Source organism: Pantoea sp. X-Soil-YNGN-844 (genome assembly GCF_059730595.1).
Genome location: NZ_AP036008.1, coordinates 160,496 through 183,253 on the forward strand (window position 1 = coordinate 160,496; position 22,758 = coordinate 183,253).

Consider the following 22,758-nt stretch of genomic DNA (forward strand, 5'->3'; position numbering starts at 1 on the left):
TTAGTAGGGTCGTCAGTGTGGCTCGGGAGCCCAGGTAATCAGGCAGCGAAGCAGAAGATCGATGATCAGCCAGAGGGTCAGTGTCATCAGCACCAGAATAAACAGGGCGGCGAAACAGAGATCGCTCTGCATGCGGGCGTTGGCATTCAGCATCACGTAGCCCAGCCCTTCAGCCGATCCGACCCATTCACCTATGATGGCGCCAATGGGCGCGACGGCGGCTGCCATCCGCAAGCCCGAACCCAGGGCGGGCAGTGCGGCTAACAGCCGGACATGGCGCAGTTGCGATGCGCGTGAAGCGCCCATCGTGCGAGCCAGATCGAGATAGCCAGGGGTGATGCGACGCAGGCCATCAAAAAAGGCGGAGGTAACAGGGAAGAAGATCACCAGTACCGCCATCGCGACTTTGGCGCTCATGCCAAAACCAAACCAGAGCACCAATAGCGGTGCCAGGGCAAATACCGGAATCGCCTGGCTGGTGATCACCAGCGGCATCATCCAGCGCTGTAACCACGGCGAAAAGGTCATCCCGAGTGCCAGCACCGCACCCAGCAGCACGCCGAGCGCCATACCGCTGAGGATTTCAGTCAGGGTTATCAGGCTGTGATGGCCGAGATAGCCAGCGTTGTCCCACAGTGCAGTAGCAACCGCAGCGGGCGAGGGCAGCAGAAAGGCCGGAACGGAAGTGAGCGTGGCGAGCCACCACAGCGCAATTAATCCGGCTGAGAGCATGACTCCACGGCGAAGCGCGGCGAAACGTAATCTCATCCGGCCAGCCTGCTTAGCTGTTTCAGCAAGGCGGCCTGACTCTGAATCACGCTGATGTCATCTGCTGCCCGCGGTGGCTGGCCCTGCAGTGGCGGGCAGGTTTCAATGCCTGCTGAACCCATTACCAGCAGGTGATGACCGAGGCGACAGGCTTCCGCGGCATCATGAGTGATCAGCAGCACGGTATGCCCGGCCAGCACGTCTGCCGCCAGGGTCTGGATCTGCGTGCGGGTCAGTGCATCCAGCGCGGAGAAGGGCTCATCCATCAGCACAATCGGCTGACGGGTGTAGAGGGTACGCGCCAGCGCTACCCGCTGACGCATGCCGCCCGAAAGTGTTGCAGGTCGCGCACGGGCACAGTGGCTCAGGCCCACCCGCGCCAGAAGATGCTGCGCCAGGTCGCGATCGGCTTTCTCACCTTTCAGACGACTGGCGAGGCAGACGTTCTGTTCCACCGTCAGCCACGGATAGAGCAAATCCTGCTGACCCATCCAGGCGATGCGCCCGGCCAGCGGCAGACCATCGCTGCCGTTAATCTGTCCCGAAGTGGGCGGCGTCAGACCGGCAATCACCCGCATCAGGCTGCTTTTACCCACGCCGCTGGCACCCAGTAAAGCGGTAAATGCACCGCCCGCGATTTCCAGATTAAGCTCGCTGAACAGCTGCTGCTGATCCAGCGTCAGGCAGAGCTGGCGAACGGAAATACCCGGCGGCACGGCAGTGTTCATCAGCGTCATGAGCTGACCTGCAGACAGTCAGCATAATTAAGCCCCATCTGCCAGAATGCCGCTTCCAGTCGGGTTGCGGTGGTAAATATCTCCGACAGTGAGTTAATACGCTGTTCACCGGCGCGCTGCTGAGCCAGAGTTTCAAACAGCATCAGTGAAGAACCGACGCCCGCCAGGTAGGACTCATCACCGTAATTATCAATCCATGCCGCGTAAGGATTGCCCTCGAAGCGGGTCGCGGGATCCTCCAGCAGCCTCAGGCCGATTTCCGCATAACCGGCGACGCATGGCATAAGCGCCATCATCAGCTCCAGCGCATCTCCGGTGTGACCCACGTCCAGCACGTAACGGGTGTAATTAAGCGTTTCCATTGCCTCCGTTTCGCTCGCCATCGCCTCTTCGCTGATGCCCCATTGCTGGCAGTAAACGAGATGCAGCGGCAGTTCGCTGATAATGGCGTTCAGCGATGCCGTCGCGCTGCGTAATGCAGCCGGTTCTGAGAGTTTGCTGATCAAAAGCCCCCACGCACGGGCGAAGTGCAGCAGGAAAAGATAATCCTGGGTGAGATAGTGGCGGAAAGCGGCGGGTGGCAGCGTACCCTGACCGAGCTGCTGCACAAAATTGTGTCTGACATAATCGTGCCATTGCGTGCCCGCCTGCTGGCGCAGACGTCCATAAAAGCCGGTTTTGAAAAGCGGATGTAACATAGGATCTCCAGTAGCAGGGAGATCCGGGCATACGGTCTGGAACAGGGGATAGTGCAGGAGATAGGGCAGAAAAATCTGCCGACCCGTCCCTTCGCTGGCATGACCCAGATCAGGTTCAAAGGGTTCGGCTTGCACCATCTCAGCCCATTACAGGACACCCCTCGGAGGCATTCGTTATACGACAATTATTGCCGGAGCACAATGTATGCGTGAGCGTTCTGCTCCGGCACGGCTGATGCGGGACAGGTCATTCAGATATGACTTTTATGTGACAATGTCACGCAAGATCTGCCCCGTTACTGGCAATCACTTTCTTATACCACCAGAACGATTTCTTTCGCGTGCGCGCCAGCGTGCCGTTGCCCAGATCGTCGCGGTCAACGTAGACGAAACCGTAGCGCTTGCTCATTTCACCGGTTGAGGCGGCAACCAGATCGATGCAGCCCCAGCTGGTGTAGCCGATCACCGGGACACCATCCTCTATGGCATCGCCCATGGCGCGGATATGCTCGCGCAGATAGCTGATGCGGTAGTCGTCATTGATCTCGCCATTCGCATCGATTTCATCGCGCGCGCCCAGTCCATTTTCTACCAGGAAAAGCGGCTTCTGATAGCGGTCGTACATCATATTCATGGTGATGCGTAAGCCCAGCGGATCGATGCCCCAACCCCACTCACTGCGTGGCAAATGGGGATTGGTCAGGGATTTCACCACATTAGCAGCACTACTGTTCTGCTCGTTCATTTCCGCCGAGGCGCAGCGAGAGGCGTAATAACTGAACGAGACAAAGTCGACGCTATTTTTCAGGATTTCGGCATCGCCGTCAGCGATCTCAAGCGTGACGCCTTTTTCCCGGAACACGCGCGCAGCGTAAGCCGGATAGGCACCACGTGCCTGCACATCAATGAAAAACAGGTTTTCACGATCTTTTTCCAGCGCTGCCCAGACATCTTCCGGTTTGCTGGACCACGGATAGAAGTTGCCGCCAGCCAGCATACAGCCGACCTGATTCGCCGGATTGACTTCATGCGCGATTCGCGTGACCAGTGCGCTGGCGACCAGTTCGTGATGTGCCGCCTGATACTTCACCTGCTCCCTGTTTTCACCCGGTTCGAACACCAGACCCGCCCCGGAAAACGGGCTGTGCAGCAGAATATTGATCTCGTTGAAGGTCAGCCAGTATTTCACCAGGCCATCAAACGCCTCGAAACAGCTGCGGGCATAGCGCGCAAAGAAGTCGATCATTTTGCGATTGCGCCATGAGCCATATTCGGTCACCAGATGCATCGGCACATCGAAATGACAGAGCGTAACCAGCGGTTCGATATTATATTTCCGGCACTCCTCAAACACCGCGCGGTAAAAAGCGATGCCCTCCGGATTGGGTGTCAGTTCATCGCCATTGGGATAGAGGCGGCTCCAGGCAATGGAAGTACGGAACACGCTGAACCCCATTTCCGCCATTAGTGCGATATCCTCCGGATAGCGGTGATAGAAATCGATGGCATCATGGCTGGGATAAAATTCATCATCACGCAGGGTAAAGCGCTTTTCCAGACCCAGCTTGATCGCCAGTCGGTGTGGGCCATGCGGGATCATATCGACGGTGGTTAAGCCCTTTCCGCCCTCACGAAAACCGCCTTCACTCTGGTTGGCGGCTAACGCGCCGCCCCATAAAAACCCTTGCGGGAACCTTGACTCAGACATGCAATCCTCTTTTCCAGGTCAGCGTGACCCTTTACTTTAGTGGCTATTAATCGCGTTGGTGTGTTCAGTAACTGGCGCAGGTTTCGCGGCGGTCGCGGATTCGGATTTCGTTTCAGTTTCCGCTTCAGGAATATCTTCAAACCCTAACAGCAGCGTCAGCACAAATGACAGCACGACAGACAACACCATGACGGCACCGACCCAGACGATACTCATGGGATTGCTGGGGTCAAAAAACTGGACGCTGGTAAACAGGCCGGGAGAGGCCATTGAGTGGCTGGCCAGCCCGCCAATGCCCGCGACCGCGCCGCAGATAAAACCGCTGATCAGACAGGCAATCAGCGGACGTTTAAGACGAACCGCCACACCATACAGCGCCGGTTCAGAAATACCGGCGATAATGGCTGAAGCCGCCGCTGCCAGCGCCGTCTGGCGCAGTTCACGGTTTTTGGTGCGAAACGCCACCGCCAGCGACGATCCGCCCAGCGACAGGTTGGCACCAATCTCTGACGGCATTACCATGCCCTCTTTGCCGGTTTCGGCAATGGTCTGGATGATGGTCGGCGTGAACACACGATGCATCCCGGTCATCACCAGCAGCGGCCAGATGGCACCCATAATCGCGACGGAAAGCCAGCCAAGATAGCCATGCACGGTGTAAACCAGCGCCGAAATTCCGCTGCCGATCCAGATGCCAATCGGACCAATCAGCACAATCGCAATAGGGGCAGCAATCAGCACAATCAGCATCGGTTTCAGGAAGTTTTTGGTAACGGCGGGTGTAATACGGTCTACGCCGCGCTCAATGTGGGAGAGGATCCAGGTCATCACCAGTGCCGGGATCACCGTGTAGGTATATTTAACCGCAGTGACCGGAATGAAAGCGAACTCTACTGGCTGACCCTGTGCCGCTTTTGCCATCAGCTCAACAAAATTGGGATGCACCAGTACGCCAGCAATCGCGATCGCCAGCGACATATTGGTTTTGAATTTCAGCGCTGCAGAGGCGGCCACCATAATCGGCAGGAAGAAGAATGCGCCGTCGCCAATCACGTTGAGGATCACCAGCGTTGACGAGCCTTTCTCAAACACGCCCGCCATATCAAGGATCATCGCCAGCAGCTTAACCATCGACCCGCCAATAATTGCTGGGATCAGCGGCGACATGGTGCCCACCAGCGCATCCAGAATGCCCGCGCCGATGCCTCGCAGGGTGATTTTGCGTTTCACCGGTTCAGTGGTTACCCCACCGGGCGATCCCAGTGCCAGTACCGCCTGGTATGCCTGTGAAACGTTATTCCCGATGATCACCTGGCACTGCGTGTCGTTGTGTACCACGCCCATGACACCTTTAATCGCTTTAAGGCGAGGATAGTCGACCTGAGTTTCATCTTTCACCACAAACCGCAGACGCGTCATGCAGTGAGTGACAGCTTCAATATTGGTGAGGCCGCCTAGCGCATCGACAATGGCGCGTGACACCTCGGCATAGTTCATGGGCATGATCGCTCTTCTCTGTAGGGTAAATCGGTTAGCATTTTTATGTTTTTAGCGGCTGCTATCAGGTAAATAGGAAACCGGTTTCACAAAATCATGAAGTGCTTTCAGTGAGCCGACAAGAGGATAAATCAGCCAGATTTCTTTTTTGTGAACTTCATCACCTCCGGTGGGTCGGGTATCTGCGCCAGCGGGCAGGGTAAATATTTCCAACATTGAGAGGCTTAGGTAGACTGCAGACCGACGCAGCAAAGGAGCTTCACCATGGCAACGATTCAGGAAGTGGCAAACAGGGCGGCCGTCTCAAAAGCGACGGTGTCACGTGTATTGTCCGGCAATGGCTATGTCGGGCAGGAGAAGCGTGAAAGGGTGTTAAAGGCGATTGCGGAAACCGGCTACCGGCCCAATCTGCTGGCGCGCAACCTGGCGACTAAAACGTCTCAGACTATCGGACTGGTGATCACAAATACGCTCTATAGCGGCAGCTACTTCACTGAGTTGATGGCGCACTCCGCACGCATGATGGAGCAGCAGGGCCGCCAGCTGATTCTGGCAGACGGCAAACACACCGCTGAGCAGGAAGAAGCGGCGATTCAGTTTTTGCTCGACCTGCGGTGTGACGGCATCATTATCTACCCGCGCTTTCTGAGTATCGACGCGCTGGATGCGATTATCTCCCGCCATAAACAGCCGATACTGGTCATCAACCGACGGCTGCGCGTCAACCAGAGCTACTGCATTTACAGCGATCAGCACGCCAGCAGCGCCACAGCGGTAACCCATCTGCTGAATCAGGGACATCGCGACATCGCCTTTATCACCGGTTCTCTGGATTCCCCGACCGGCGTCGAACGTCTGTCAGGTTATCACGCTGCGCTGGCCGCTATGGGGCTGGAAGCGGACGACCGCCGCGTCGTGGCGGGTAAATGGACGGCGCAGAGCGGTATGGCCGCCGTGGACCAGCTGCTGGAACGCAATGTGTCATTCACGGCGCTAGTGGCAAGCAATGATGAGATGGCGATTGGAGCCATCAAGCGGCTGATCGAATGCGGCATCGCGGTGCCTGATCAGGTCTCGGTGATAGGCTTCGATGATCTCCCGCTGGCACCTTATATCACGCCGTCATTATCCAGTATGAAGCTGCCAGTGACGGAGATGATCGATGAGACGATTAACCGCCTGCTGACCATGCTGGATGGCGGTGACTGGCACAGTCAGGCGCCTTTTACGGCCAGCCTGATGTTGCGCGATTCCGTTACTCAGGGCCCCTGGTCTGCTTAATTCGCCGCAATCTGTATCACCTTAATGGCCTGTTTCCTGAGCTGCGTGACGGTCCCCGCATCCAGCGTTTCATCGGTAATCACATGGCCGACCTGGTAACCGGATGAGAGCGGATAAGGGTGAATCTGCCCGAATTTAGAGGCATCAGTCAGGGCATAGCTTTCAGCGCCTTTCGCCAGCACCGCATCCACCACATCACAGCGCAGCATATTGCGGCCGGTGAAGCCGGTCTCTGGGTGCCAGCCATCCACGCCCACAAACGCTCTGTGAAAATGCACCTGCTGAATGGAGTAACGCGTCAGTGGGCCGACCACCGACTCACTGCTTTTCTGCAGCAATCCACCCAGCACAATCACTTCACAGGTGGCGTCCCGCAAAAGCTGGGCAATATAGTGGCTGACGGTGATCAGTGTCAGATCGCCACGGTCAGCCAGCGCACGTGCCAGCAGCGCATTGGTACTGCCCCCTTCGATGAACACCGATTCACCCGTCTGCACCAGGCTGGCGGCGTGTTGAGCCAGCGCCTGCTTGGTGGAATAGCGGGTGTTCATGCGGGTGCCGACATTGTCACTGTCCAGCGCCAGCGCGGAGCCATGCACCCGGCGCAGCAGTCGGTCGCGTTCCAGCAGCGTGAGATCCTGACGCACCGTCACTTCAGAAACACCGGTCAGCTGCGCCAGTTCACTGACCGTTACGCTGCCCCGGCTATTAACCAGTTGAATAATCTGATGATGTCGCGGATTCATAATTGGGTTTCGTCAGGGATAAAACGTGCAGTGTATCAGGGAATCCCCCGCGTCGGTGCACAACGCGGGGTCAGGGTCAGGCTAAATCCAGTGAACGACGTCCGTTAATATTCAGATCTTCCGGCTTAAAACGTTGCTCCCACCCGGCTTCATAATCTTCCGGCGGAAAATCACCCGGCGAACGTCCCTGTTCCAGTGCCTGCGCAACCTGGCGGGCGTAGATGCGGTTTTTATCACACATCGGCGCAGCGGGGATATACATCACATTGCCCCAGCCCTGCTGATCGTCCACCGGTGCAACGGAATGGATCACATCACAGTGCCACCACACTGAATCGCCCGCCTCCAGAGCCGGGATTGAACAAAGTCCGGCGATCAGGTGCGGATGCCACTGCGCAGTGACAGGTAACACCCGACCCGGCGCGACGCCACAGAGTTCATCTTCAGGTACATCGGAAAGCAGCGGGCGCAGCAGAATATACGCCATCGCCTGGGGTACCGGCACCACATGCAGCAGGCCCTGACCGGGGATCATATCAGAGAGTGCGGTCCAGCCCTGAAACGTGCGGAATACAGAACACTTAGTCGTGCCAGGCAGGTCATACTCATCAACGTCGGTACGGTGTGCCGCATCCCAGGGATCGTAAGCGGCAAAATCACCGTGAAACAGCTTGCTGAAAACCTGCTGGTAAGCGGGCAGTAACCAGCGTTCCAGCGCGCCGGAGTCGGTATGTGCGCCTAATCCTTTCGACGTCGTGCCCGGCAAACGGCGACGGATGCGATCGGGATAGATCACGCTGACATCGGGATCAAACCACTTTTTGCCCTGAGAGTTAAACATCCATAAACGGTTCAGAAACGATTGCGCATCAGCCATCGCCACACTCTGTCGCGCTTCCATCTGCGCATGTGACCAGTAAATCGGGTAGATTTCGGGACGTGAGGCAGCGAGCGTGCCAAAGAAGTCATCACCGGGACCGCGGTACTGCTCATCAAAGCGGTTGTGATCCAGGTAGTCGAGCATCGACTTATCCCACGCCATCGCCTGATCACGCGCGAAGTGTTGCTTAATTACTACACAGCCGCGACGTTTAATCAGCGATCGGGTTTCATCCGAAACCTTCCCTTCTGCTATGTCCTGCATCGGGACGACCGGCCAGGCACTGCCGGTTCGCGCTTCGTCCGCTTTTGCCTCAGCAATCGCGGCAGTAATGTTGTCGCACACCTGCCGAAACAGAGCATCTACGTCGCCAATTTGCTGGCGTAGCTGCTGTTTCATTTCGCGGATAGCGCTTTTAACGTCATCAGGCAAAGGTGTCGCTCGGGATTCATCACGCATTTCACACTCCTAAAAGTTCGGGGTTGAGTTACGAATGGAATTAAAATAACCTTCATTCGTAAATTGCGACTGAGGTTAACATTCTTTTAACGATAAAAAACGTGCGTTGTAACACAACTTCTGAACCGGAACGCTCTGAAAGCCGTTAGCAAAGTCACTATTTGCATTCTCATTAATCCACACAGCGAGTAAGCTTTATGAATCAAATCAATCAGCCGGCAGGACAGAACGGCGAACGTATAGGGGCAGGCGAGATGGCGGTTAAGATGATTGCGGTGGATATGGACGGCACCTTTCTGGACGATAATAAGCAGTACAACGTTCAGCGGTTTTCACGTCAGTATGCGCTGCTGAAGCAGAAGGGCATCCGTTTTGTGGTGGCCAGTGGTAATCAGTATTACCAGCTGCAGCGCTATTTTCCCGACATCAAAGATGAGATCGCTTTCGTGGCAGAAAATGGCGCCTGGGTCTCTGACAGCAATGAAGAGATTTTCTGTGGTGAATTAGCGCAGGATAAGGTGCATAAGATCCTCGATATTCTGGCGCATGAACCCGACATCGCAGTGGTGGTCTGTGGACGAAATGGTGCTTATATGCATTGTTCTGCCTCTGACGAGGTGATGGACCAGCTGGCAAACCACTATCACCGTCTGGAAAAGCGCGATGACCTGTATGCCATTGACGACACCATCTTCAAGTTCTCGCTAAAGCTGGAGAATGAAGGGGTGGAAGCACTGCTGCAACGCCTGCATGCGCGTCTGGGCGAGCTGGAAAATATCATGCATCCGGTTTCCAGCGGCTTTGGTTTTATTGACCTCATCATTCCCGGCTGCCATAAAGCCCACGGCATCGCGCTGTTACAGGAAAAATGGGGCATCAGTGATTGTGAAGTGCTGGCGATTGGCGACAGCGCGAATGATATCGAGATGCTGCGCCAGGCCTGCTTCAGTTTCTCAATGGCCAATGCGGCCGACGCTGTCGCCGCCGTGGCGCGCTACCAGACGCAGAGCAACAATGACGAGGGCGCGCTGAATGTGATTGCGCGCGTGCTGGCACGCGAATTCCCGTTCGATTAAGACGCGGCAAGCTTTATAACGGGCGGCGCTTTAACCGCCCTCCTGATGGCTGCGCGCATGATTTTCCATTTCATCCAGCGCAGCCTGATTTTCCAGTCCCCACTGATACATCTGCTCGATCGGCTGTGCAAAGGTATGGCCCAGCGCCGTGAGGCTGTATTCCACTTTTGGCGGCACCACCTGCCACACCTGACGTGACACCAGTCCGCGTTGTTCCAGCTCACGGAGCGTCTGGATCAGCATCTTCTTCGAGATGCCCTGCAGGCTGCGCTCCAGTTCGCCCGTGCGTGCCCGATTGTCCGGCCAGTGAAAAAGCGCATGCAGCACCATAGTGCTCCACTTCACCGAAAACAGTTCCAGCAGGCGGCGCGGCGGTGAGTCCGCATAAAAACACAGTTTTCCGTCAACCCAGACCGGCATAATGACCTTCCTATTTCATGGTAACCAAAAGGTAACTACTATCAAAAGGGTCTCCGTGTGTCTATAGTGTGCCGCTTTCTTTACGACCATCAGGTAAGAAGAGGCAACAGATGAAAATTAACGCGCTGGTAGCAACTCAGGCAGGTCAACCGCTCAAGGCAGGCGAGGTTGAGTTACGCGATCTGCAGGCTGATGATGTAAAAATTGAGATTCTCTATTGCGGCGTCTGCCACTCTGACCTGCATATGGCGCGCAATGAATGGGGCGTCAGCCGTTATCCGCTGGTGCCTGGTCACGAGATTGTTGGTCGCGTGGTTGCAACGGGTGACAACGTCACTAAATTCTCTGTTGGAGAGACGGTTGGCGTTGGCGTGATGGTCGATTCCTGCCGGGAGTGTCACTTCTGCCAGCAGCAAGAAGAGCAGTACTGTGAGGCGGGTTTCACGCCGACCTATAACGGCACCGATCAATATACCGGCAACACGACGTTTGGCGGCTATGCGCAGCACGTTATCGCTGACCAGCATTTTGTGGTCAAGGTACCGGATAATCTGGCGCTGAACGCGGTGGCTCCACTGCTGTGCGCTGGCGTGACCGTCTGGTCACCCTTGCAGCACTTCAACGTCAAAGCAGGCGATCGTGTGGGTGTGATCGGTCTTGGCGGGCTGGGTCATATGGCGGTTAAGCTGGCCAGCGCGCTGGGTGCGGAGGTTACCCTGTTTACGACCTCTCCGGCGAAAGGGGCGGATGCGCGTCGGCTGGGTGCAAAACATGTGGTGGTCTCGCGTGACGCGGCCCAGATGGCCGGGTGTCAGGCGTCTCTGGATATCATCCTCGACTGTGTTGCTGCACCTCACGACCTCGATCCTTATCTCAGCACGCTGAAAACCAACGGTCAGCTGGTGCTGGTGGGGATCCCCGATCAACCGCATCCGTCACCGAATGTCACGCCAATGGTGTTCCGCCGCCTGAGTATTACGGGCACCTCAATCGGCAGCATTCAGGAGACGCAGCAGATGCTCGACTTCTGTGGTGAGCACAACATCACGGCTGACGTAGAGATGATTACCGGTGAAGAGGTGGAAACTGCCTTTGAACGGATGCTGACCAGCGATGTGAAATATCGTTTCGTCATCGATATGCAGAAAACCCGCTGGTAACACGCCTGGCCCGCGGTGAAAGCGGGCCTTCAGGCAGCGTTCAGTAAGTCACAGCATGAAAAGAAGAGGCTATCTGTAGTTACAACATGCTTTTAATATCAATTCGCCGTACCATTCGTTTCTGTGCAGCAAAAGCTATTTAGCGAAAACGTCTTTTAGCAGCCAAAAAAATACCCGACTCACTGGCCGGGTATCTGCTTTAACATCAGGGAAGGTCGTTAATCCTGCTCTTTATCCGCGTTACTCTTTTCGGGTTCGTCTTTTTCAACAGCATGAATAAAGGGCTTAAGCAGCTGGATATCCAGAATGACATAAACCATGGTGCTGATGAAAAGCGAGATGACACTGCCAAACACGCCACTGGTGGTAAAGGTCAGATAGTTATAAATCACCAGCCAGGTCACACAGATAAACAGTGCGAGCGAAATAGAAAGATTGGGCACAGAGTAATTGCTGGTGCCACCGCCCTGAGTATGGGTGGCTTTAAACAGGTTACCGATGGCATACTTCTCCAGCACCAGAATACTCTTTTCCCAGTTATGCTGCTTACGCGCACTGGCACGGGTCAGGAAGAGATAAAGAATGGAGATGAAGAAACCGGAGAAGGCGATGAGCACCGGAATCGCTTCCAGTGCATACTCGATACTCTTATGCGCCGCGCCTGTGGTGCTGAGATCCAGCGTCAGCGAGGCCCCCAGCGCAGCATATAAAAAAAGAAACAGCAGCAGAAAAGTCAGGCTGCGCTTCCAGTCGCTGTCTGCCTCTGCACTTTTCTGCTGAATGGCCAGCTGAAGCGATTGCTGAATGTGTTGTGCCTGAAGTGAGTCTGTATCGAAGGTGTCGCAGGGTGCAGCAAAGAAGTTGTGCATAAACAGCTCATCTTCTTTGTGAATAGTGATTTTCATCAGAAACCTGTGTGCGGGAAATTTTCTCTATTTTAATCAGCACGGGATGAATTAACAGTAACTTCGCCCGCAAACCCGCAGCCCCATGCTGACTTAGCGGGATAACAGACTCAGAAGAGAGCTGAAAAGCGAATCCGTTGCAAAGTTCTGCGCAGCGTTACCCTCATCGTGACGCAACTGCTGATAGCGCAGAAGCGCCGCATCAGCGTTATCGGCATTAACTACGTCCCACACCACTTTATAGCCTTCAACTGATAACAGGTCCTGCTGATCCTGGCTTACATGATTCACGGCCCTGACTGTCTGGTCCTTCTGAAACAGGCGATAATCTGGCATGTTTATTTCTCCGCAGGGTTGTCCAGCGCTTTAAACTGCTTAATCGCTTCATTGATATTGTTTGTTTCAACGGTCGCGATACAGCGATCGCCGTTAAAAACTTCATAACGGGCATTATGCAGCTGAAACAATAAATCGCGGCCACGAAAGTGTATACGTTTCTGCTTAACGCCAATCCCATGCCGCCGTAATAACGCCTGTGACAGGCGATCGGTCTCTTTAATCATTCCCTCAGCTCCTCGGCAGTACGTGGTCACTACCAGTAAACCTGATGAACATTAGTTTTATATTAAGAGATAACCTTATTTTTAACAGGGCTAAGGCGCACCTTTCAGAGAAATTACCTGATAGCAGGGACGTGGGGGAACATGAGTCTGCAGAACGGCTGCCATTCGCTGAGTTAATGGGCTATGAATGCGGTACACTTGACCGGACAACTTGCCACAGGACACGCCGCTATGAGCGATAAGAAGATGATTTCCATTGATCAGTTCAATGCTGATGAACGTCTGGCCGTCGAACAAACCTATAAAGGGCTGGCTGAAAAGTACCGTCAGCGAACCGGTAAAGAGCCGGATAGTAAAAAAGAAAAAGAATTCAACAGTGAAGCACGGCAGATGGTGATGGCCAGTAAGCTGGAGAAGGAGAGAGCAAAGGCTGAAAAGGAGAAGAAAAAACCGCTGCGTAAAAAGAAACCTGAGTCACTCACCGCCAGTGAAGTCAGCGATTTCAACTGGTCGGCCTCAATTGTGAAAGGCCGCCGATAGTCTCCCTGTGCGCGCTGTCATGGCGTGTACACACTCTTTCTCGATCAGCATCGGTTGCCTGGACATCATATAGTGCTGAGTAAAAACATTAGTTACGCAATAAGAATATTCTGTAAATAATTAACCCTGTTTAAGCATTTGCCGATAAACTGCCGTAACCAGTGGCTGCTTCAGTGTGCATATGAATTATTACACTCCCGATGATGTTCAACTGAAGCGCCGTTCGACGCGATTTGTGCGACGAATGTTTATGATGCGCCAGCTCGGCACCTTTCTCTGTTTTCTGCCCATTTTGTCGGTTCTGATGGAGATGGGAAAAAGCGCGGTACTTTGTGCTCTTCTCTTTACCAATGCGTTTATCTGGCCTTATGTCGCCTATCGAATGGCATTGCGGTCGCGCGATCCGACCGGTTTTGAGCGTAAGAATCTCACGCTGGATGCCGCGTTTGGCGGCGTATGGGTTGCTGCGATGGCACTGAGTCCGTTGCCTTCAATTATTATCATGGCAGTGCTGATCTCCGATCGCTACTCGGCAGGCGGCTGGGTTCAGCTAAAGTCCGCGCTGCAGGCATTTCTGTTTGCCTTTGTGCTGGTCTGGTCAGCGGAAAAGGCACCCCTGGTGCTGACGTTCAGTACCCGAACCGTCTGGCTGACTCTGCCGCTGGCCAGCCTGTATCTGCTGGCACTCAGTGTGGTGTCACACAATCTGACGCTGAGTCTGCGCCAGAAGAACCGCGAGCTGGAACGCATTGCGCTGATGGACCCCGGTCTGAAAATCCCTAACCGCCGGCTGTTTGAACGGCGGCTGGAAAGTGAGTTTTTGCGCACGCAGCGAGGCGAGGGCAAAGCCTGGTTAATGCTGCTGGATGTCGACCACTTCAAACAGGTTAACGATACCTATGGACATGAAGCGGGTGACTTTCTGCTGACAGAGATTTCGGCACTGCTGCGTGACAGCGTCGGCCTGAAAGATGTGCCCGCCCGCTTTGGCGGCGATGAATTGTGTGTGATCGTACGGGATGCGGATGAAACCAGCATCCTGCTGCTGGCAGAGCAATTCAGGCAGGGGATTGCCCTGTTGCGGCTGCCAGCGTCATCCACCTTTCAGTGTTCGGTGAGTATTGGGATTGCGGCAGCACGTGATGCGGCTTCAATTCATGAGTGGCTGAGATGTGCTGATGAGGCGCTTTATCAGGTTAAGCGCGCGGGTCGCAACAATGTGCAGATATGGCATTCAGACTCGCTGAACACACTCAGTGCAGTCAGGAGCAAATGAAGAAGGCAGCCTGAGACGCGTCCTCAGGCTGAGTGATTAAATCGCCGGGTAGTCGCCAGTGCCTTCAGGCCACGGCGTCAGCAGATCGAAACCCTCTTCAGTGACGGCGACGGTATGTTCCCACTGCGCCGAGAGCGAACGATCTTTAGTCACGACCGTCCAGCCGTCGGATAGCACGCTGGTCCCGGCTTTACCGGCATTAATCATCGGTTCAATAGTAAAAATCATACCGGCCTTCAGGGGCATTCCTTCACCTGGGGTGCCGTAGTGCAGTACCTGCGGATCGGTGTGATAAATCTCACCCACGCCGTGCCCGCAATACTCCCGTACGACAGAGAAACCGGCAGCTTCAGCAACACGCTGGATTGCCGCGCCCACATCGCCCAGCGTTGCGCCAGGACGGACGGTTTTGATCCCCGCAACCATCGATTGATAGGTGATCCCGACCAGGCGTTTTGCCCGGACTGACGGCGTGCCGACAAAATACATCCGGCTGGTATCGCCATACCAGCCATCTTTGATAACCGCCACATCGATATTAACGATATCGCCATCCTTAAGCTTTTTGCTGGCTGGTATACCGTGGCACACCACGTGATTGACCGACGTGCAGGTTGTGCGGGTATAGCCGTGATAGCCGATGTTCGCGGGCGTCACCCTGAGTTCATTCACAATGAAGTCGTGGCAGATATCATCCAGCTCTTCGGTGGTAATGCCGGGGCGAACGTGCGGTGTAATCATCGCCAGTACCTGCGCCGCAGCCTGCCCGGCTGCGCGCGCCATCTCAATCTCCGCCGCGGTATGAATTTTAACGGTGTTCATGACACGTCTCCTTGTGTGGTGAGGCTCTCTTTATGGAGCATATTGCGGATATCAGCGCTGCCGTCCAGTTCAAGCCGGATCAGCATCTGTGCCAGTTGGTGTTGGGTCTGCTGCGGATAAAGTTCTGCCAGCATGCCGAGTTTTAGCCAGTGTTCCGCCTGTGCATTAATCGAGCGGCTCATCGCCTGACTGGCGATGCGCAGATTTTCATGCATCAGGTCGGAGATTTTTACGATACCCATTTGAGCCTTATATGAAATGTATATGTTTCGTATAGAGTAACGCGTGCGGGCCGATTTGCAAAGCGACGAAATGTTTACCTGCATGAATCGGCTCAGAATCTACTAAACGCCTCCGCCAGCAGGGACGCCTTTACTGAAAACCTGGAAAGTTATTCATCACTAAAGTGATTATTTAGCGGGTATAAGTGCTGTAAAAAACTGCTCATAACTGGCCTCATCAGGTCCTGCATCCGCCTGTTTAACATTGATGGGTCTGCCTCCCCATTCGCAGTCAGCATCACAATCCAAATCCGTAGAGGACACTGCTCAACGTCTGGTCATCCGTGCGCTGGCCTGACAATAAATAAAAGCCTTCTTTTACATATTTTCGGACATCCTTCTTTTCGTTTTGCTGACATACATTTTGTTGCTGATTAATTAAACTACACGCTGAGAATGAACGTTCATTACAGGATCTTTATGGGAAACTTTCAGCGCAGTATCATCGCCGGACTCGTGATGATTGTGGCGGCCTGCGACCAAAACAGTCAGCAGCCAGATGGAAACATGACCACAGAAGTCGGTGTGAAAACCTTGCAAACCGAATCTGTGACGCTGGATAGTCAGCTGGCCGGACGCGTAACGGGCAGTATGACGTCAGATGTCAGGCCCCAGGTGGATGGCATCATCCAGAAACGCCTGTTTACAGAGGGTGATGACGTTAAAGCCGGGCAGATTCTTTACCAGATCGATCCCGCCAGCTATCAGGCCAGTTACGATCAGGCCCTGGCGCAGCTGAAAAATGCTCAGGCGCTGGTGAAAAGCAGTAAATTAAAAGCCGAACGCTATGCTGCGCTGGTGAAAGAGAATGGCGTTTCACGGCAGGATGCGGATGATGCCCAGGCAACGTATCAGCAGAACGTCGCCTCTGTTGACCAGTACCGTGCTGCCGTGGAAAGTGCCCGTATCAGTCTGAACTACACCCAAATCAAAGCGCCGATTAGTGGTCGTATTGGGATCTCATCGGTGACACCTGGTGCACTGGTCACCGCCAGCCAGACTTCTGCACTGGCAACGATACGCGCGCTCGATCCCATCTACGTCGATCTCACCCAATCCAGTGTGCAACTGCTGAAACTGAAGCGCCAGCAGGCGTCGCTGCAGCAGAGTGCCGATGCCGTCCCCGTGACGGTGAATCTGGAAGATGGTACTGCCTATGAGCATCCCGGAAAGCTGGAGCTGACCGAAGTCTCAGTGGATGAAGCCACGGGTACAGTAACGCTGCGCGCGATCTTCCCGAATCCGCAACATGAACTTCTGCCTGGCATGTACGTTCGCGCCAGCGTCACCAATGGCGTACAGAGCGATGCGATTCTGGCACCGCAGCAGGGAATTACCCGGGATGCGAAGGGCAACGCCACTGCGCTGGTAGTGGATAACCAGAGCAAAGTAGAAAGCCGGGACGTCGTAGCCGATCGCGTGATTGGCAACAAATGGCTGATTACCTCGGGACTGAACCGCGGTGACAAGCTGATTGTGGAAGGCACCGCTAAAGTTCAGCCGGGTATGCGCGTCAAGGCTGTCGAAGTGACGCCAGACGCGAAAGCCGCAACCGGCGAGGGCAAATGATATGCTGGCTCAGTTCTTTATTCGTCGTCCGGTTTTCGCCTGGGTAATCGCCCTGTGCATCATGATGTTCGGCATCCTGAGCATTAACAGCCTGCCGGTGGCGCAATATCCGGATGTGGCACCGCCGCAAATCAGTATTCAGGCAACCTATACCGGTGCTTCTGCTGAAACGCTGGAGAGCAGCGTGACTCAGGTCATTGAGCAGCAGCTTACCGGGCTGGATGGGTTACTCTATTTCGATGCCACCAGCACTGCCTCCACCGGCCAGGTCAAAATCAACGTCACTTTCCAGCAGGGAACCGACCCGGATATTGCGCAGGTTCAGGTGCAGAACAAGGTTCAGCAGGCCGAGAGCCGCCTGCCGACCGCAGTCACGTCACAGGGTGTGACCGTGCAGAAAGCGCAGAGTGACTTTCTGCTGATCCTGGCGCTGTACGATAAAACCAATAAAAGCAGCTCATCAGATGTCGCCGACTATATGGTGAGTAACATGGAAGACAGCCTGGCGCGTGTGCCGGGAGTAGGCAGCGTTCAGGTATTCGGTGCTGAATATGCGATGCGTATCTGGCTTGATCCCGCCAGGCTGACTTCCTTTTCTCTGATGCCTTCCGACGTCACAACGGCACTTGAGAGTCAGAACACGCAGGTCTCCTCGGGGCAGTTAGGGGCACAACCCGCCAGCAAAGAACAACAGCTGGTGGCGACGGTCCGTTCACGATCCCGACTGCAAACCCCTGAGCAGTTCCGCAATATCGTCCTGAAAAGCCAGGCGGATGGGTCAGTGGTACGACTGAGTGATGTCGCACGCGTTGAGATGGGTAATGAAGATTACAGTTCTAACGTTCTCGCTAACGGTCATCCTGCATCCGGTATTGCCGTGCAGCTGGCGTCAGGTGCCAATGCACTCTCAACCGCCGAGCAGGTGAAAGCGAAAATTAATGAGTTTCGCAGCACTATGCCTGCGGGCTATGAGATCGCTTATCCGCTCGACAGCACCGATTTCGTTAAAATCTCCATTGAAGAAGTGGTGAAAACGCTCATCGAAGCAGTGATTTTAGTGGTCATCGTGATGTTTGTTTTCCTGCAAAACATCCGTACTACGCTCATCCCGGCGATTGCTGTCCCGGTCGTGCTGCTGGGCACCTTTGGTGTGTTGTCCCTCTTTGGCTACTCAATTAATACCCTCACCATGTTCGGGATGGTGCTGGCCATCGGCTTACTGGTTGATGATGCGATTGTCGTGGTTGAAAACGTCGAACGTGTGATGCGTGAGGAGGGCTTACCCCCGCGTCAGGCGACGGAAAAATCGATGAAGGAGATTACCGGTGCGTTGATTGGTATCGCGATGGTGCTCTCAGCCGTGTTCCTGCCTATGACCTTTTTCAGCGGCTCAACGGGTGTGATCTATCGTCAGTTTTCAATCACCCTTGTTTCATCGATGGTGCTGTCGGTGATTGTGGCGCTGACGCTGACGCCCGCACTCTGTGCCACCCTGCTTAAACCGCATAATCACGAAAGCGGCAGCACGGGCTTCTTCGGCTGGTTTAATCGCAGCTATGAAAGAGTCCAGGCACGCTATCAGAATGGTGTTGGTCATGTTGTGAACAGTTCGGTTCGTTATCTGCTTCTGTATGGCGTGCTGTTGATCGGCTGTGCGGTGCTTTATATGCGCCTGCCCACGGGCTTCCTGCCGACTGAAGACCAGGGTTACATCATGGTGCAGTATCAGCTTGCTCCCGGCGCCACGGAAAACCGGACAAGTGACGTGCGTCGTCAGGTTCAGCACTACTTTGCCACCCAGGAGAAAGATAACGTCAACGTCAGCATGCTCGTCAACGGCTTTAGTTTCGCGGGTAATGGTCAGAACGCCGGTATTGGCTTTATCGCGCTGAAGAACTGGAGTGAACGGGAAGGCAGCGAAAACAGTGCTGATGCTATTGCGGGCCGCGCGATGAAGGCGTTGTCGGGCATCCGCGATGCGCAAATTTTTGTACTCACGCCCCCGCCGGTTTCCGGGCTGGGTCAGTCGAATGGCTTTACCTTTGAACTGCAGGCGCGCGGGGCGACCAGTCGCGACGAACTGCTTAAAATGCGCGATCAGCTGATTGCTGAGGCCAATAAGAATCCCGACCTCAGTGCCGTTCGCGCCAACTCACTGCCGAGCCTGCCGCAGCTGGACGTCGACATTGATGACGCTAAAGCCCAGTCACTGGGTCTGACGATCAGCGATATTAACAGCACCTTAAGTGCGGCGATTGGGGGGAGCTACGTCAATGACTTCACCGACCGTGGTCGTGTGAAAAAAGTCTACATTCAGGGGGAACAGCAGTTCCGCAGCAAGCCGGAAGATATTGATCAGTGGTATGTGCGCGGCACGGACAGCAGCAGTAACACCACGATGGTGCCGTTCTCATCCTTTGCCTCGATGAAGTGGGCGTATGGCCCGGATGTCCTGTCACGTTATAACGGCCTGGCGTCTTACGAAATTCAGGGTTCGCCGGCCTCCGGCAAAAGTTCGGGGGATGCTATCACCGCGATGGAAAAGCTGGTGGCGAAGTTACCCGCAGGAAACACCTTTGCATGGAGTGGCCTCTCGTATCAGGAAAAACTCTCTGGCAATCAGGCAATGTCGCTCTATGGCATCTCACTGATTGTGGTGTTCCTGTGTCTTGCTGCTCTGTATGAGAGCTGGTCAATACCCTTCTCGGTCATGATGGTGGTGCCATTAGGTGTGATCGGTGCGCTTCTGGCGACGACGCTGCGCGGACTGGAAAACGACGTTTATTTCCAGGTCGCGTTGCTCACTATCATCGGACTCTCGGCAAAGAACGCCATTCTGATCGTGGAATTTGCTGAAGAGCAATATCGCAAAGGAGAGAGTCTGGTCAGGGCCGCGACGCATGCAGCAACGATGCGTTTGCGTCCCATCATTATGACCTCACTGGCCTTTACCGCAGGTGTGCTGCCGCTGGCTATCTCGACAGGCGCGGGCGCGAACAGTCGTATCGCCATTGGTACCGGCATTATTGGCGGGACCTTAACCGCGACGCTGCTGGCCATCTTCTTTGTTCCGCTGTTCTTTGTGCTGGTCCGCCGTCTGTTTCCGGCCAGACCGCATGAGGAAACACAGTCTTCAGAATCCGCAGTAAGGGTAAGAGAATAATGACAATATCTGCAAAATGTTTAGCGGTGTTTTTGCCCTGCTTCCTTGCGGGATGTGTTTCGCTCGATCCGCATTATGCACGCCCGGATAATGCCGTCGTTGCCGCAATTCCGAGCGGGGAGGCTTACCGCAACCTGCAAAAGAACGCGATTAATTATCGCGATGTGGGCTGGCATGATTATGTGCAGGATCCCCGGCTTCGTCAGGTTGTCGCAATGGCTCTGGACAATAGCCGCGACCTGCGGGAAGCCGTGGCAAGTGTGAAGTCTGCACATGCACAATATGGTGAGCAGCGGGCTAATCTCTTCCCCACGCTCAGCGCCGATGTGAGTGGAACCCGCTCTCGCGCGCTGACAGGAGAGGGTAATCAGACTGCATTGGGCAACAGTTACTCGGCAGAAGGGAGCGTCAGTTCATTTGAACTGGATCTGTTTGGCAAAAATCAAAGCCTGTCACGCCAGCAGTATGAAACCTATCTCGGCACGCTGGAAGGGGCGCGAAGTACGCGCCTGACTATACTCTATAACACGGTGGATTACTGGTTAGAGCTGGCGGCCGACCGCAGCAATCTTGAGATTGCGAAAGAGACAGCAGAGAGTACGCGCCAGTCACTGGAGGTGACACGCAAACGTCTGCAAAATGGCGTGGCTTCAATGGTGGATGTCGCTTCAGCAGAAACCACCTGGCAGTCTGCCCAGTCGGATGTGGCCAGCTATACCACCAGCGTGGCGCAGGATAAGAATGCCCTGGACCTGGTTGTGGGTAAAAGCGTGCCTGATAATCTGCTGCCGCAAAACATCGAATCTGTTGGTCAGGCATTGCGTGACGTGCCGGCGGGTGTTTCATCCGAAGCCTTGATTAATCGTCCTGATGTCTTGCAGGCTGAGCATAACCTGAAGGCAGCAAATGCCAATATCGGTGCGGCGCGTGCAAATTTCTTCCCGAGCATCTCACTAACGGCGAGCGGTGGTGTCGGCAGTTCCGATCTCTCTTCACTGTTTAAAAACGGGGCAGGGATCTGGTCTTTTGCGCCCAGCATCTCGCTGCCGATCTTTAAAGGTGGCTACAACGTTTCTTACCTGAACTACACCAAAGCGCAAAAAGAGTATTATGTGGCAGCGTATGAAAAGGCGGTACAAACCGCTTTTCAGGAAGTCGCAGATGCTCTGGCTCGTAAGGGCACCATCACAGATCAGCTGAACAGCCAGCGCAATAATGTTGCTGCCTCACAGACGTATTATCATCTGGCCGATCTGCGTTATCAGAACGGGGTGGACACGTATCTGAATGCGTTAACCGCTCAGCGTACGCTCTATACCGCCAGAACCAGTCTGGTCAGCGCTGAGCAGGCGTACTATCAGAATCTGAATACGTTTTACAAGGTGCTGGGCGGCGGCACGGCGTTGCAGGAGTCGCAACTGAAAATGTAAAAACCGGGTGCGTATTCAGGCGGGAATGCGCACCCAGGTTAAAGCGTAATCTCAGCGTAAATTTCAGGAGATGAGAAGGTGAAATCATAATATTTCATGCCTGAATTCCCGGCTGATATGTTCTCGCACTCCTGCCTCGGTTATCATTGAAGAATGAATATCAGGGCTGGTGTGACGTCAGTTAACAGGAGGTTATTTGAGCAGGTCAGACAGTGAGGATTTCCTGCAGCAGCGGCAGCAGCAGATAATTTCGGCAGCGAAAAACTGTTTCAGTCGCTCTGGCTTTCATGGTGCCAGCATGGCTGACATAAGCCATGAGTCAGGTCTGGGTGCCGGGCAGATTTATCGCTATTACAGTAGCAAAGAAGTCATTGTCAGTGAGACGATAAAAAGTATCGCAGAAAACTGGCGAATGTTTTTACTGAAAAACCTTCAGCTACAAACCAGCGCCTCAAATATCATCGATACGGAATCCGACTTCTGGCGGGACTGGTCTTTCAGGGATCGTTGTTTACTGCTGGAAATGTATTCAGAGGCATCACGTAATAAATCAGTTCGCGCGTTGCTTGCACATGAAGAACAATTGCTTTTTACGGAGCTGGAAGCGGTTTTTAAGCGGCAGATGCCAGCAGCGACCCCTGAAGAGCGTAGTGATCGTATTCAGTTTTTGCTGATGCTGGTGGATGGCGTGGCCTGTCGTACGTTTGGCGACAAACACCTTAATCAGCAGGAGTTAGCGCGGATTAACACCCTTCTCGCCGGCCATCTTTTCTCCTGAG

The 22,758-nt window shown here is 54.4% G+C and carries 23 protein-coding genes and 1 riboswitch; of the genes, 9 read left to right on the forward strand and 14 right to left on the reverse strand.

Annotated features, from left to right (window positions below):
• Window positions 1-12 precede the first annotated feature (12 nt).
• The 6 genes from AC6I8C_RS19575 to AC6I8C_RS19600 all read right to left on the reverse strand — a co-directional run bounded on the left by AC6I8C_RS19575 (window position 13) and on the right by AC6I8C_RS19600 (window position 5,624).
• Complete coding sequence (locus tag AC6I8C_RS19575; protein WP_497823490.1) at window positions 13-768, reverse strand: ABC transporter permease; 756 nt, start codon at window positions 766-768, stop codon at window positions 13-15.
• Window positions 765-1,505: an ABC transporter ATP-binding protein gene (locus tag AC6I8C_RS19580; RefSeq protein ID WP_497823491.1), complete on the reverse strand. Its 741-nt coding sequence runs from the start codon at window positions 1,503-1,505 to the stop codon at window positions 765-767. Before AC6I8C_RS19580 ends, AC6I8C_RS19575 begins: the two co-directional genes overlap by 4 nt.
• Window positions 1,502-2,203, reverse strand: coding sequence for a thiaminase II (tenA, locus tag AC6I8C_RS19585; protein ID WP_497823492.1), 702 nt, complete (start codon window positions 2,201-2,203; stop codon window positions 1,502-1,504). Before tenA ends, AC6I8C_RS19580 begins: the two co-directional genes overlap by 4 nt.
• 69 nt (window positions 2,204-2,272) lie before the next feature.
• Window positions 2,273-2,375: riboswitch (TPP riboswitch) on the reverse strand.
• Between the two features lie 105 nt (window positions 2,376-2,480).
• Complete coding sequence (locus tag AC6I8C_RS19590; RefSeq protein WP_497823493.1) at window positions 2,481-3,911, reverse strand: 6-phospho-beta-glucosidase; 1,431 nt, start codon at window positions 3,909-3,911, stop codon at window positions 2,481-2,483.
• 36 nt (window positions 3,912-3,947) lie between these two features.
• Window positions 3,948-5,414, reverse strand: a complete 1,467-nt coding sequence (ascF, locus tag AC6I8C_RS19595; protein ID WP_497823494.1) for a PTS cellobiose/arbutin/salicin transporter subunit IIBC — start codon at window positions 5,412-5,414, stop codon at window positions 3,948-3,950.
• Window positions 5,415-5,459: 45 nt separating this feature from the next.
• Window positions 5,460-5,624 carry a hypothetical protein gene (locus tag AC6I8C_RS19600; protein WP_497823495.1) on the reverse strand — a complete coding sequence of 55 codons (165 nt, stop codon included), beginning with the start codon at window positions 5,622-5,624 and terminating at the stop codon, window positions 5,460-5,462.
• 48 nt (window positions 5,625-5,672) lie between these two features.
• Here AC6I8C_RS19600 and AC6I8C_RS19605 point away from each other — a divergent pair, with 48 nt between their 5' ends.
• Entirely contained in the window at window positions 5,673-6,689 is a 1,017-nt protein-coding gene (locus tag AC6I8C_RS19605; RefSeq protein WP_497823496.1) for a LacI family DNA-binding transcriptional regulator, read from the forward strand.
• On the opposite strand, the gene AC6I8C_RS19610 is transcribed toward AC6I8C_RS19605, so the two are convergent.
• Both AC6I8C_RS19610 and AC6I8C_RS19615 read right to left on the reverse strand, forming a co-directional pair.
• Window positions 6,686-7,435, reverse strand: a complete 750-nt coding sequence (locus AC6I8C_RS19610) for a DeoR family transcriptional regulator (RefSeq protein WP_497823497.1) — start codon at window positions 7,433-7,435, stop codon at window positions 6,686-6,688. The two genes, AC6I8C_RS19605 and AC6I8C_RS19610, sit on opposite strands and share 4 nt — an antisense overlap.
• Window positions 7,436-7,511: 76 nt before the next feature.
• Window positions 7,512-8,774, reverse strand: coding sequence for a DUF1479 domain-containing protein (locus AC6I8C_RS19615; RefSeq protein WP_497823498.1), 1,263 nt, complete (start codon window positions 8,772-8,774; stop codon window positions 7,512-7,514).
• A 254-nt stretch (window positions 8,775-9,028) separates the two neighbouring features.
• Here AC6I8C_RS19615 and AC6I8C_RS19620 point away from each other — a divergent pair, with 254 nt between their 5' ends.
• Window positions 9,029-9,850 (forward strand): Cof-type HAD-IIB family hydrolase, encoded by an 822-nt coding sequence (locus AC6I8C_RS19620; RefSeq protein ID WP_497823754.1) that lies wholly within the window; start codon window positions 9,029-9,031, stop codon window positions 9,848-9,850.
• A gap of 30 nt (window positions 9,851-9,880) precedes the next feature.
• Here the strand turns inward: AC6I8C_RS19620 and AC6I8C_RS19625 are convergent, their stop codons facing one another.
• Window positions 9,881-10,270, reverse strand: a complete 390-nt coding sequence (locus AC6I8C_RS19625; protein ID WP_497823499.1) for a winged helix-turn-helix transcriptional regulator — start codon at window positions 10,268-10,270, stop codon at window positions 9,881-9,883.
• Between the two features lie 110 nt (window positions 10,271-10,380).
• Here AC6I8C_RS19625 and AC6I8C_RS19630 point away from each other — a divergent pair, with 110 nt between their 5' ends.
• A complete protein-coding gene (locus AC6I8C_RS19630; protein WP_497823500.1) occupies window positions 10,381-11,430 on the forward strand; it encodes an NAD(P)-dependent alcohol dehydrogenase in 1,050 nt (349 codons plus the stop codon).
• Window positions 11,431-11,648: 218 nt separating this feature from the next.
• On the opposite strand, the gene AC6I8C_RS19635 is transcribed toward AC6I8C_RS19630, so the two are convergent.
• From AC6I8C_RS19635 to AC6I8C_RS19645, 3 genes are all read right to left on the reverse strand, one after another.
• A complete protein-coding gene (locus AC6I8C_RS19635) occupies window positions 11,649-12,335 on the reverse strand; it encodes a RipA family octameric membrane protein (protein ID WP_346436370.1) in 687 nt (228 codons plus the stop codon).
• A 93-nt stretch (window positions 12,336-12,428) separates the two neighbouring features.
• The gene (locus AC6I8C_RS19640; protein ID WP_497823501.1) at window positions 12,429-12,671 is read right to left on the reverse strand and encodes a hypothetical protein; all 243 of its coding nucleotides are present in this window, start codon (window positions 12,669-12,671) and stop codon (window positions 12,429-12,431) included.
• Window positions 12,672-12,673: 2 nt separating this feature from the next.
• The gene (locus tag AC6I8C_RS19645) at window positions 12,674-12,898 is read right to left on the reverse strand and encodes a hypothetical protein (RefSeq protein WP_013196395.1); all 225 of its coding nucleotides are present in this window, start codon (window positions 12,896-12,898) and stop codon (window positions 12,674-12,676) included.
• Between the two features lie 231 nt (window positions 12,899-13,129).
• Between AC6I8C_RS19645 and AC6I8C_RS19650 the strand changes: the two genes are divergently transcribed.
• On the forward strand, window positions 13,130-13,438 hold the full coding sequence (locus tag AC6I8C_RS19650) for a hypothetical protein (protein WP_497823502.1): 309 nt from the start codon (window positions 13,130-13,132) through the stop codon (window positions 13,436-13,438).
• A gap of 181 nt (window positions 13,439-13,619) precedes the next feature.
• Complete coding sequence (locus AC6I8C_RS19655) at window positions 13,620-14,714, forward strand: sensor domain-containing diguanylate cyclase (protein WP_497823503.1); 1,095 nt, start codon at window positions 13,620-13,622, stop codon at window positions 14,712-14,714.
• A 36-nt stretch (window positions 14,715-14,750) separates the two neighbouring features.
• Here AC6I8C_RS19655 and map read toward each other — a convergent pair whose 3' ends face one another.
• Window positions 14,751-15,536 carry a type I methionyl aminopeptidase gene (map, locus tag AC6I8C_RS19660; RefSeq protein WP_497823504.1) on the reverse strand — a complete coding sequence of 262 codons (786 nt, stop codon included), beginning with the start codon at window positions 15,534-15,536 and terminating at the stop codon, window positions 14,751-14,753.
• Window positions 15,533-15,778, reverse strand: coding sequence for a ParD-like family protein (locus AC6I8C_RS19665; RefSeq protein ID WP_013196391.1), 246 nt, complete (start codon window positions 15,776-15,778; stop codon window positions 15,533-15,535). The genes map and AC6I8C_RS19665 overlap by 4 nt, the downstream gene beginning before the upstream one ends.
• A 459-nt stretch (window positions 15,779-16,237) precedes the next feature.
• On the opposite strand from AC6I8C_RS19665, the gene AC6I8C_RS19670 reads away from it, so the two are divergent.
• The 4 genes from AC6I8C_RS19670 to AC6I8C_RS19685 all read left to right on the forward strand — a co-directional run bounded on the left by AC6I8C_RS19670 (window position 16,238) and on the right by AC6I8C_RS19685 (window position 22,757).
• Window positions 16,238-17,386, forward strand: a complete 1,149-nt coding sequence (locus AC6I8C_RS19670) for an efflux RND transporter periplasmic adaptor subunit (protein WP_497823505.1) — start codon at window positions 16,238-16,240, stop codon at window positions 17,384-17,386.
• A 1-nt stretch (window position 17,387) separates the two neighbouring features.
• Window positions 17,388-20,549, forward strand: coding sequence for an efflux RND transporter permease subunit (locus AC6I8C_RS19675; RefSeq protein ID WP_497823506.1), 3,162 nt, complete (start codon window positions 17,388-17,390; stop codon window positions 20,547-20,549).
• Window positions 20,549-21,979, forward strand: coding sequence for an efflux transporter outer membrane subunit (locus AC6I8C_RS19680; protein ID WP_497823507.1), 1,431 nt, complete (start codon window positions 20,549-20,551; stop codon window positions 21,977-21,979). The genes AC6I8C_RS19675 and AC6I8C_RS19680 overlap by 1 nt, the downstream gene beginning before the upstream one ends.
• Window positions 21,980-22,175: 196 nt before the next feature.
• A complete protein-coding gene (locus AC6I8C_RS19685) occupies window positions 22,176-22,757 on the forward strand; it encodes a TetR/AcrR family transcriptional regulator (RefSeq protein ID WP_497823508.1) in 582 nt (193 codons plus the stop codon).
• Window position 22,758 lies beyond the last annotated feature (1 nt).